Source organism: uncultured Allobosea sp., from assembly GCF_945956895.1.
Classification (GTDB): Bacteria; Pseudomonadota; Alphaproteobacteria; order Rhizobiales; family Beijerinckiaceae; genus Allobosea.
This window is the reverse complement of sequence record NZ_CAMFJF010000028.1, coordinates 40,060-50,104: the sequence shown is the minus strand read 5'-3', so window position 1 is coordinate 50,104 and position 10,045 is coordinate 40,060. Positions and strand designations below refer to the sequence as shown.

Below are 10,045 nucleotides of genomic sequence, written 5' to 3'. Positions count from 1 at the left end.
ACGGCACCATCGTCGACAACATGCGCTTCCATGACGATGCCTGGGAGAGCTGGCACGTCGCTAACAATCTGCCCTTCGATCGCGAGACCTTTTCGGCCCGCACCGCCGGCATGGCGCTGGGCGAGATCGTCGGGCCCTATTTTCCGAATGCCACCGGCGACGAGATCGCCGCGATGGGCGATGCCAAGGAAGCGCTCTATCGCGAGGCCTATCGCCCGCATGTCGCGGCGACGGCCGGGTTGCTCGACCTGATGGCGCGTGCCGATGCGGCAGGCGTGCCGATGGCAGTCGGCACCGCTGCGCCGCCTGACAATATCGAAGTGGTGCTCGATGCGCTGGACCTGCGCCGGCGCTTCGCGACCATCGTCTCGCCGAGCCAGGGTTTTCGCGGCAAGCCGCATCCCGACATGTTCCTGGCCGCCGCCGAGCGCATGAAGGTCGATCCGGCCGATTGTATCGTCTTCGAGGATGCGCCGCTCGGTGTGGAGGCGGCGCGCCGCGCCGGCATGCGGGCGGTGGCGCTGCTCACCCTGCTCGGCCCGGAGGGCTTCGCGGCTTACGACAACCTGATCGCCTCGGCCCCTGATTTCACGGCGCTGGACGGGTTGCCCGCGTTGAGCTTTGCTTGAAAGCATGTCCTTCCGCGCCTCGATCCTGACGCTCTATCCGGAGATGTTTCCGGGGCCGCTCGGCATCTCTCTGGCGGGCGAGGGGCTGCGCAAGGGATTGTGGTCGCTCGATACCCACCAGATTCGCGAGCACGGCATCGGCCGCCACCGCAATGTCGACGACAATCCGGCTGGCGGCGGCGCCGGCATGGTGCTGCGCTGCGACGTGCTCGCCGCGGCGATCGATGCCGCCGTGCCGGCGGATGACGCGCGCCCGCGCCTGCTGATGTCGCCGCGCGGCCGGCCGCTCAAGCAGGAACAGGTCCGCGATTGGGCGGAGGGTTCCGGCCTCGTTATCGTCTGCGGGCGCTTCGAGGGTGTGGACGAGCGGGTGATCGAGGGGCGCAACCTGATCGAGGTCTCGATCGGCGACTACATCCTCTCGGGTGGGGAGATGGCGGCGCTGACGCTGCTCGATGCCTGCGTACGCCTCATCCCCGGTGTGATGGGCAAGGTCGCTTCCGGCGAGGACGAGAGCTTCGAGAACGGCTTGCTCGAATACCCGCATTACACGCGTCCGCGCGAATGGGAGGGCAGGGGGCTGCCGGACGCGCTGCTCTCCGGCGACCATGCCCGCATCGCGAAATGGCGGCGCGAGCAGGCGGAGCAGATCACGCGGGAGCGGCGGCCGGACCTTCTTTCCCTTCTCCCCTCGGGGGAGAAGGTGTCTGCGAAGCAGACGGATGAGGGCCGTTAGCGCTATTCTTCCCTCATCCGTCAGCGCTCCGCGCTGCCACCTTCTCCCCCGAGGGGAGAAGGAAGGCTAACGATACTCCGTCACCGGCAGCTTCTCGGCCAGCCAGCCGCCCGGCCCGAGCATGCCGCCCCTTACACCAGCGAGATCGCGCCAGCCGCGCCCGGCCAGCTTCTGAGCCACGGCGACCGCCTGCGCGCCTGTCCGATCGATCAGGACGATGCGCTTGCCGGGATGGTCGAGGCGCAAGCCCGCGATCCTGACCTCGAAGGCCGGCGCATCGACATCCAGCGGCAGGGCGCCCTGCGGCAAGCCGGTATCGGCCCATTCCTGCGCGCCGCGGATATCGACGAGCAGGATGCGCTTCGCCTGCGCCGCCTCATAGGCTTCTCGGGGCGAGAGCGTCGCCGCCGATTGCCCGAAAACGAAAGAGGCCGGGAGCATGAAGCCCCCGGCCAGAACGATCCGGCGCGTTGCGGCGCCTTTGGTCATGATGCTCAGCGCAGCTCGGCGCAGAAGCGCTGGATGCGGCGGCAGGCCTCTTCCAGCTTCTCGTCCGAGGTGGCGTAGGAGATGCGGAAATTGGGGCCGAGGCCGAAGGACGAGCCGTGCACGGCCGCGACCGCTTCCGTCTCCAGCAGGCCCATGACGAGATCCTCGTCCGTCTCGATCTTCTTGCCGTTCGGCAGGGTCTTGCCGATCAGGGCCGAGCAGTCGGGATAGACGTAGAACGCGCCTTCCGGCACCGGGCATTTCAGGCCGCGGGTCTGGTTCAGCATGGAGACGACGAGGTCGCGACGGCGCTCGAAGGCCTTCTTGAAGACCGGGATATGCTCCTGCGTGCCGTCGAGCGCCTCGACCGCGGCCCATTGCGAGATCGCCGAGGTGCCGGAGGTCTGCTGGCCCTGGACGAGGTCCATGGCGGTCATCAGGTGCTGCGGACCGGCGGCGTAGCCGATGCGCCAGCCGGTCATGGCGTAGGACTTCGAGACGCCGTTCATGGTCAGCGTGCGCTCGTAGAGAGCGGGCTCGACCTGCGCCGGGGTGACGAAGGTGAAGTCGCCATAGACGAGGTGTTCGTACATGTCGTCGGTGAGGATCCAGACATGCGGATGGCGCATCAGCACATCCGTGAGCTTCTTCATCTCGGCATGGCTGTAGGCGGCGCCCGACGGGTTCGACGGCGAGTTCAGGATCACCCATTTGGTCTTGGGGGTGATCGCCTTCTCGAGGTCTTCCGGCTGCAGCTTGAAGTCGTTCTTGAGATAGGTCTCGGCATAGGTCGCCGTGCCGCCGCAGAGCGCGACCATCTCGGGATAGGAAACCCAGTAGGGCGAGACGCAGATGACCTCGTCGCCGGGGTTCAGCGTGGCGAGCAGGGCGTTGTAGATAACGTGCTTGCCGCCAGTCGAGACGATGGTCTGGCTCGGCTTGTAGTCGAGGCCGTTCTCGCGCTTGAACTTGCGGGCGACGGCCTCGCGCAGCTGCGGAATGCCGGAGACCGGGGTGTATTTGGTCTCGCCACGCTTGATCGCGGCGATCGCGGCTTCCTTGATATTGTCCGGCGTGTCGAAATCGGGCTCGCCGACGGAGAGCGAGATCACGTCCTTGCCCTGGGCTTTCAGGTCGCGGGCCTTCTGCGTGATCGTGATGGTCGCGGACGGCTTCACGCGCTTCAGGGCATCGGCAAGAAAGGCCATGGGACTGGTCTCCGGAGGAGGCGGAAGGGTGGGCGCCGGAAAAAGGCGCGGGCGAGGTTTATGACTCACGGGCCATGATCGCAAGCGCAACTGATTGATGTCTGGCAGAAACGTCATGAATTCGGGGCGGTTTGCCCTTGCGCTCCGGGCATGCGAAGTCGGCCCGATGACGAACGCTACCGGCCCTATCGCTGTTTATGTCGATGCCGACGCCTGCCCTGTGAAGGATGAGGTCTATCGTGTCGCCGGCCGTCACGGCTCACGTGTCTTCGTCGTCGCCAACAGCTTCCTCAACGTGCCACGCGAGCCCTGGATCGAGCGCGTGACCGTGTCCGGCAATTTCGATGCTGCCGACGACTGGATCGCGGAGCGGGTCGGGCGAGGCGCGATCGTGATCACAGCCGACATTCCGCTGGCCGACCGCTGCATCAAGGCAGGCGCCGACGTGATCGGGCCGACCGGAAAACCCTTCACCGAAGCCTCGATCGGCATGGCGCTGGCGACGCGCGATATGATGGAGGACCTGCGTGCGATGGGCACCGTACAGGGCGGGCCGAAACCATTCTCGCAGAAGGACCGCTCGACCTTCCTGCAGGCGCTCGACCTCGCGATCCAGCGGCTGAAGCGGGCGGGTTTCGGCGGGTAGAGGCTTTGGGTAGGGGCTTTTCGGTCTGACGGAGAGCCGCTTTGAAAGCACAGCCCTCATCCTGAGGAGCCGCGGCACGCGGCGTCTCGAAGGATGCTCCAGATGTCTCTGAGCTTCCTGGAGCATCCTTCGAGACGCCATTCCCACGGGAATGGCTCCTCAGGATGAGGGTTGAGAGGCTTTTCAAGTGAGCTCGGAGTTATCGCGGCAGGAAAAGCGCCGCCGCTATGACTTTGGCATTGCTGGACGCATCGTGCCTTTGCCCCTAAACCTCCCGACCAAAGCAGGCCTGCCATTCAGGCGGGTGTCCGGGAGGAAGTCCATGTCGCTGACCCGTCGTTCCACGCTCGGCCTGATGGCCGGCGCCGTCTTCGCGCCGTCGATCGTTCGGGCGCAGAGCTTCCCGAGCAAGGTCATCACGCTGGTCGTGCCCTATCCGGCGGGCGGGCCGACCGACGCCATCGCGCGCTTCGTGGCGCAGGACCTCACGACCGCCTTCGGGCACAATGTCGTCGTCGACAACCGAGCCGGCGCCTCGGGCGCCGTCGGCACCCGCGCCGTCGCCCATGCGGCGCCGGACGGCTACACCATCGTCTTCGGCAACAACCAGACGCATGGCAACAACATGTTCCTGCTGAAGGAGCCGGGCTACGACGCGGTGAAGGATTTCGCGCCGCTCGCCGGCGTCGGTGCCTTCGAGCACGCCTTCGTCGTCCGCAAGGACCTGCCGGCCAAGAACATCCAGGAGCTGATCGCGCTCGCCAAGGCCGACCCAGGCAAGCTCAATTACGGCTCGACCGGCGTCGGCTCCGGCTCGCATCTCGCCATGGAGCTGTTCATGCAGCGCACAGGCATCAAGATGACGCATGTGCCGTTCCGCGGCGCGGCGCCGCTAGTGCAGGAGATCGTCGCCGGCCGCATCGATATCGCCAATTCGACGCTGCCGAGCGTGCTGGAGCAGATCAATGCCGGCACGCTGCGCGCGCTGGCGCTGGCCAGCCCCGAGCGCAACCCGCGCGCCAAGGATATCCCGACGCTGCGCGAGCAGGGCGTGAGCAATGCCGACGCCGATTCCTGGGCGGCTTTCTTCGCCCCGGTGAAGACGCCGGACGACGTGCTCGACAAGCTCTCGAAGGCGGTGGTCGCCTCGCTCAACAAGCCCGAGACGCGCGAAGCGATCCTGAAGCTCGGCTTCACCCTGAAGGTGCGCGATCCCGCAGCGTTCAAGCCCTACCACATCCAGGAGATCGCGACCTGGAAGCAGATCATCACCGACGCCGGCGTGAAGCCGGAATAGACCGGCACCTTGCCATCGTTGCGGACTGGTCGCTCCGGTGGAGGCGATCCCGGAGTCGTCGCGGAGCGCTTCGCGGTGGCTCGGGGACTTCGCTTTGCTCGGCTGGAACTCGCCGAAAGCCGCCGGGCTTCGCCGCGAGCATCGGGCGACGGAAACCGCTTTTTTAACGATCCGCGTTGACCTGCACTTAAGCGCCGCCGGCTATCGTGGCCGCCACGCTCCATCAGGTGACATGTCTTGGCGACGGAAATCGAAGCACAGCGAGCTGATCGTGCCAATCGCGTGACATGGGCGCTTCTTGCAGCCCTGTCGCTCGTGACGTTGTGCTGGCTGCCGTTCTCCACGATATCGCTTGCGCCGCTATCGCTGCTGTTTCCGACGGCGGTCGGAGCGGCTTTGACGGTGGGCGCCCGATACTACGCCGGCTGGCGCAACGAGCCCCGCCTGTCCAACGCGCTCGATTGCACGGGGCAGATGGTGGTCTTCCTCGTCTTCGGGGCGCTCTTGTCCTATCAGGTGGCCACCCTCGGCTTTCCGTTCCAGGATCGCGCGTTTCACGCTGCGGATCTCAGCCTTGGGCTTGATTGGCTGGCCTATCTCAAGGCGGTCGACGAGCGTCCATGGCTCGGCGCCCTGTTCACCTTTGCCTATGCCAGCTTCATGCCCCAGGCGATCGTGCTGATCACGGTACTGAGTTTCAGCGGCGAGGGGACCCGGATCCGTGTCGTCGTTCTCGCGATGATGATCGCGGGGCTGTTCACGATCCTCATTTCGGGCTTCCTGCCGGCCATGGCGATGTTCGTCCATCTTGGGCTGAGCCCCGCCGACTATCCGAACCTCAATCCGGCGGCTTCATTCGTTCATGTCGCCGATATGGCCGGACTGAGGTCGGGGGCGCCGTTCCGCCTCGACCTCATGCGTGCCGAGGGTATCATCACCTTTCCGTCCTATCATGCGGCTCTCGGAATGCTGCTGTTGATCGGCCCGGCCACGAGTCGCTGGGTACGATGGCCCTTCTGGTTTCTCAACCTCACGATGATCGCGGCGACGCCGATCGATGGCGGGCATTATTTCATCGATGTCGCGGCGGGGCTCGGAATCGCGGTGGCAAGCTATTTCCTGGCGCGGCGGCTCATTCTGGGAGCGCCACCTGTGCTTCACAGCCATGGGCTCGTTGCCGGCGGGGAGATCCAAGCGGCATCGTGATCGTGAAGCGTGCGACTGTTCCGAGAGCAAAGCCGGCACAAGCCTAGCGACTGCGCCGGGTCTGCCTATTTTGGTGGAGCACGTCTTCTTTCAGGAAGGGCTCCATGCAGAACCGGATCATGCGGATCGCTGCTTCCATTGCGATCCTGGCGATATCTTCCGTCACGGCGTCTGCCCAGAAGCGCTATCCCTCCAGCGCCGGTGAGCTTTCCGTCGAAACCGTCACCAGCGGGCTCGAACACCCCTGGGGGCTCGCCTTTCTGCCGGACGGGCGCATGCTGGTCACCGAGCGTCCGGGGCGGCTTCGGCTCGTCGAGGCCGACGGCAAGCTTTCGCGGCCGATCGCCGGTTTGCCGAGCGTGATGGCGCGGGGGCAGGGCGGCTTGCTCGGCATCGCGCTCGATCCCGCCTTCGCGCAGAACCGCCTTGTCTATGTGTCTTTCGCCGAGCCGCGCTCCGGAGGCAACGGCACCAGCGTCGCGCGGGGCCGCCTGAACGAGCAGGGCACGGCACTAACGGCGGTCGGGATGATCTTCCGGCAGATGCCGACGATCAATTCCAATCTGCATTTCGGCTCGCGGCTGATCTTCGACAGGGCGGGTGCGCTCTTCGTCACGCTCGGCGAGCGCTACAGTCAGCGCGATCAGGCTCAGAATCCCGCCAATCACCTCGGCAAGCTTGTCCGCATCCGGCCGGATGGCAGCACGCCTGCCGACAACCCGAAGAAGGAGGGCTGGGCGCCGGAGATCTGGTCGATCGGCCATCGCAACGTGCAGGGTGCGGCGTTGCATCCCGATACCGGGCAGCTTTGGACCGCAGAACATGGCGCGCGCGGCGGCGACGAGATCAACACGCCCAAGGCCGGGCTCAATTACGGCTGGCCGGTCATCACCTACGGCGTCGATTATTCCGGGGCGAAGATCGGCGAGGGCACGGCGAAACCGGGCATGGAGCAGCCGCTGTTCTACTGGGACCCGTCGATCGCGCCGTCGGGAGCCGCCTTCTATTCCGGGCCGGTCTGGCCGGCCTGGAAGAACTCGCTCTTTGTCGGGGCGCTCGCCGGGCAGATGCTGGTCAGGCTCTCGACCGAGGGCGAGAAGGTGACGGGCGAGGAGCGCCTGCTGACCGATATCGGCGAGCGCATCCGCGACGTGGTCCAGGGGCCGGACGGCTTCCTCTACCTGCTCACCGACGAGGCGGATGGGAAGGTGCTGCGGATGCGGCCGGCCAGGTGAGCGAGAAGGCTCGTCATGCTCGGGCTTGACCCGAGCATCTCAGGACGGAAAGGCGCCCTGTCCTGCGAGAGATTCTCGGGTCTACGCTTCGCTGCGCCCGAGAATGACGCCTGGAGGCCTCGATCAGGGGCCGCAATCCCATTCGCGCTCCATGACGAAGACCTTGCGGGTCGCGAGGCTGCCATTGGGGTCGTAGAGGTCGCCGACATAGTATTCGGTGCCGGTGGCGTCATGGGCGCTGCGATCGACCTGAAGCGACCAGCCGTAGCCGAGCTGCTTGCCGCCCTGCCAGTTGCGATGGACGGCGCTCGGCGATGCCGCGGAGAGGATGCGGGCGTTGTCGCTGCTCGGGCTGCAGGTCGGGCCGGCCAGGGCGGCGGTGGGGGCGAGCACGAGGCCGCAGAAAATAAGTGCCGTCTTTTGCAAGGCAGTAGTCCTGTCGAAGGGAAAGTGACGTGCGGCGCTCAGGCCTTGGCGTGGAAGATGAAGAAGGCGCCGGCCGCGATCAGGGCGAACCCGATCGCATGGCTCCAGGTCAGCGATTCCTTCAGCCAGAACACCGAGAAGCCGGCGAAGACGGTCAATGTGATGACCTCCTGCATCGTCTTGAGCTCGGCGGCGGAATAGACGGCCGAGCCGATGCGGTTGGCCGGCACGGCCAGCATGTATTCGGGCAATGCGATCATCCAGCTCGCGAGGATGGCGAGCCAGATCGCGGTGCTCTTGTAGCTGAGATGCCCGTACCAGGCGAAGGTCATGAAGATGTTCGAGCCGAACAGCATCACGATCGGCAGGAGATGGGCCAGTGAAAGCGAGGGCATGCCGGAGGCCTTCTTCGCGACGGCAGGGCGGGCTTGGGCGTTCAACCGAAGCGCAGCTTCATGGTGATGATGGCCAGCACGAGCAGCAGCGTCAGCGAATTGGCCACGATGACCGGCCAGGACAGGATCTGGACGCCGTAAACCAGCCAGAGCACCGTCCCGCAAGCGAGGAGAAGTTGCGTCCACAGCGAGATCGCGCGGGTGTCGCGGGTACGCAGCGTACGCCAGGTTTGCGGCAGCCAGCACAGGCTGGTCAGCGCGGCGGCGACGAAACCGAGGAGTTCGACGGCGAGGGGCACGGGGCGGGTTCCGGGTGAGGCCGCCTCCCATAGCGGGATTCGGTCGCGCATCGCCAGATGGGGCATGGTTAACTTCCGTTAACGGCAACGCCCTAGTTTGGCGGGAATTCTGCGATTCGGTGGAGACCATGCGCGCAATTCACTTGGCCTTGCCACTCGTCCTTCTCGCCTCCGCCGCCTCGGCGCAGGGCAACTTCCAGTCCTGTCTTGCGGGCTTGCGTTCGGAGGCCGCTGCCAAGGGCGTCTCGGGCGCGACCTTCGACCGGGCCATGGCCGGCGTCGAACCGGACATGAAGGTCATCGAAGCCATGAACAACCAGCCGGAGTTCAAGACTCCGATCTGGGATTATCTCGGCACGCTGGTCGATGACGAGAAGGTCGCGGAAGGGCGCGCGATGATGCGTCAGCATGCCTCGACGCTCGCCGCGGCGGAGCAGCGCTTCGGCGTCGACCGCCACACCATCGCCGCGGTCTGGGGTGTGGAGAGCGATTTCGGCAAGGCGCGAGGCAAGATGCCGTTGGTGCAGGCGCTTTCGACCGGCGCCTGCCTGGCGCCACGGCGCAACGCCTTCTTCAAGGGCGAATTGATCGCGACGCTGCAGATCATTCAGCGCGGCGACGTGCGGCCCGAGCGGCTGTTCGGCTCCTGGGCCGGCGCCTTCGGCCACACCCAGTTTATTCCCTCGACCTATCTTCGGCTTGCCGTCGACGGCGATGGCGACGGGCGGCGCGACCTTGTCGATTCGATCCCCGATGCGTTGCATTCGACTGCGAACTTCATGGCCAAGGCCGGCTGGGTCACCGGCGCGACCTGGGGCTACGAAGTCCGCGTTCCCGGCGGCTATTCCGGCCCGACCGGGCGCAATCCCAAGCAGCCGGTCTCGAGCTGGGCTTCGCGCGGCATCGTCAAGTTCGACGGCTCGGCGCTGACGGGCGCGGGCAATGCCGGCCTGCTGATGCCGGCGGGGCGCAACGGCCCGGCCTTCCTCGTCTTCAAGAACTACGATGCGGCCTACAGCTATAACGGCGCGGATTCCTATGCGCTCGCCATCTCGCTGCTGTCCGACCGCCTGCGCGGCCGGCCGGGCGTGCAGGGCGACTGGCCGACAGACGACCTGCCGCTTTCGCGGGAGCAGCGCCGCGAACTCCAGCGCCTGCTGATCGCGCGGGGCTACAATGTCGGCGAGCCGGATGGCGCGGTCGGTTCGCTGACGCGCGCCGCGATCAAGGAGATCGAGGCCAAGATCGGCATGCCGCAGACCGGGCGGCCGGGCGAGAAGGTCCTGCGTGCGCTCAAGGGCGGGCGGGTCTGATCGCGCAGAAAACGGGTGGTGTCGCGCCGCCGTTTCGAATGAAAAGCCTGGTCATCCCGGACAAGCCGCGTGAGCGGCGCCGATCCGGGATTCATGCCTGAACCGTTCCGGCATGGATCCCGGGTCTCCCTTCGGTCGCCCGGGATGACCGGCGTTTCATTCGGAG

12 protein-coding genes are annotated in these 10,045 nt (G+C 66.0%); 7 read left to right on the top strand and 5 right to left on the bottom strand.

Annotation, left to right across the window (positions count from 1 at the left end; all coding sequences use genetic code 11):
• Both Q0Q02_RS15530 and trmD read left to right on the top strand, forming a co-directional pair.
• On the top strand, positions 1-629 hold a 629-nt coding region (locus Q0Q02_RS15530; protein WP_293810650.1), incomplete at its 5' end, for an HAD family phosphatase.
• A gap of 4 nt (positions 630-633) precedes the next feature.
• Positions 634-1,365 carry a tRNA (guanosine(37)-N1)-methyltransferase TrmD gene (gene trmD, locus Q0Q02_RS15525; protein ID WP_293810649.1) on the top strand — a complete coding sequence of 244 codons (732 nt, stop codon included), beginning with the start codon at positions 634-636 and terminating at the stop codon, positions 1,363-1,365.
• A gap of 66 nt (positions 1,366-1,431) precedes the next feature.
• Here trmD and Q0Q02_RS15520 read toward each other — a convergent pair whose 3' ends face one another.
• Both Q0Q02_RS15520 and Q0Q02_RS15515 read right to left on the bottom strand, forming a co-directional pair.
• The gene (locus tag Q0Q02_RS15520) at positions 1,432-1,854 is read right to left on the bottom strand and encodes a rhodanese-like domain-containing protein (RefSeq protein ID WP_293810648.1); all 423 of its coding nucleotides are present in this window, start codon (positions 1,852-1,854) and stop codon (positions 1,432-1,434) included.
• Positions 1,855-1,859: 5 nt separating this feature from the next.
• Positions 1,860-3,062 carry a pyridoxal phosphate-dependent aminotransferase gene (locus Q0Q02_RS15515; RefSeq protein WP_293810647.1) on the bottom strand — a complete coding sequence of 401 codons (1,203 nt, stop codon included), beginning with the start codon at positions 3,060-3,062 and terminating at the stop codon, positions 1,860-1,862.
• 166 nt (positions 3,063-3,228) lie between these two features.
• Here Q0Q02_RS15515 and Q0Q02_RS15510 point away from each other — a divergent pair, with 166 nt between their 5' ends.
• The 4 genes from Q0Q02_RS15510 (at position 3,229) to Q0Q02_RS15495 (ending at position 7,446) form a co-directional block, all read left to right on the top strand.
• Entirely contained in the window at positions 3,229-3,708 is a 480-nt protein-coding gene (locus Q0Q02_RS15510; protein ID WP_293810646.1) for a YaiI/YqxD family protein, read from the top strand.
• Positions 3,709-4,030: 322 nt separating this feature from the next.
• The gene (locus tag Q0Q02_RS15505; RefSeq protein WP_293810645.1) at positions 4,031-5,005 is read left to right on the top strand and encodes a tripartite tricarboxylate transporter substrate binding protein; all 975 of its coding nucleotides are present in this window, start codon (positions 4,031-4,033) and stop codon (positions 5,003-5,005) included.
• Between the two features lie 237 nt (positions 5,006-5,242).
• The gene (locus Q0Q02_RS15500; RefSeq protein ID WP_293810644.1) at positions 5,243-6,211 is read left to right on the top strand and encodes a phosphatase PAP2 family protein; all 969 of its coding nucleotides are present in this window, start codon (positions 5,243-5,245) and stop codon (positions 6,209-6,211) included.
• A 104-nt stretch (positions 6,212-6,315) separates the two neighbouring features.
• Positions 6,316-7,446: a PQQ-dependent sugar dehydrogenase gene (locus tag Q0Q02_RS15495; protein ID WP_293810643.1), complete on the top strand. Its 1,131-nt coding sequence runs from the start codon at positions 6,316-6,318 to the stop codon at positions 7,444-7,446.
• Positions 7,447-7,569: 123 nt separating this feature from the next.
• On the opposite strand, the gene Q0Q02_RS15490 is transcribed toward Q0Q02_RS15495, so the two are convergent.
• From Q0Q02_RS15490 to Q0Q02_RS15480, 3 genes are read right to left on the bottom strand one after another with little or no spacing between them, the layout of a single operon-like run.
• Positions 7,570-7,872, bottom strand: coding sequence for a hypothetical protein (locus tag Q0Q02_RS15490; RefSeq protein WP_293810642.1), 303 nt, complete (start codon positions 7,870-7,872; stop codon positions 7,570-7,572).
• 38 nt (positions 7,873-7,910) lie between these two features.
• The gene (locus tag Q0Q02_RS15485) at positions 7,911-8,267 is read right to left on the bottom strand and encodes a DMT family protein (protein WP_293810653.1); all 357 of its coding nucleotides are present in this window, start codon (positions 8,265-8,267) and stop codon (positions 7,911-7,913) included.
• A 41-nt stretch (positions 8,268-8,308) separates the two neighbouring features.
• The gene (locus tag Q0Q02_RS15480) at positions 8,309-8,632 is read right to left on the bottom strand and encodes a SemiSWEET family sugar transporter (protein ID WP_293810641.1); all 324 of its coding nucleotides are present in this window, start codon (positions 8,630-8,632) and stop codon (positions 8,309-8,311) included.
• A 62-nt stretch (positions 8,633-8,694) separates the two neighbouring features.
• Here Q0Q02_RS15480 and Q0Q02_RS15475 point away from each other — a divergent pair, with 62 nt between their 5' ends.
• Positions 8,695-9,879, top strand: coding sequence for a lytic murein transglycosylase (locus Q0Q02_RS15475; RefSeq protein WP_293810640.1), 1,185 nt, complete (start codon positions 8,695-8,697; stop codon positions 9,877-9,879).
• The last annotated feature ends 166 nt before the right edge of the window (positions 9,880-10,045 follow it).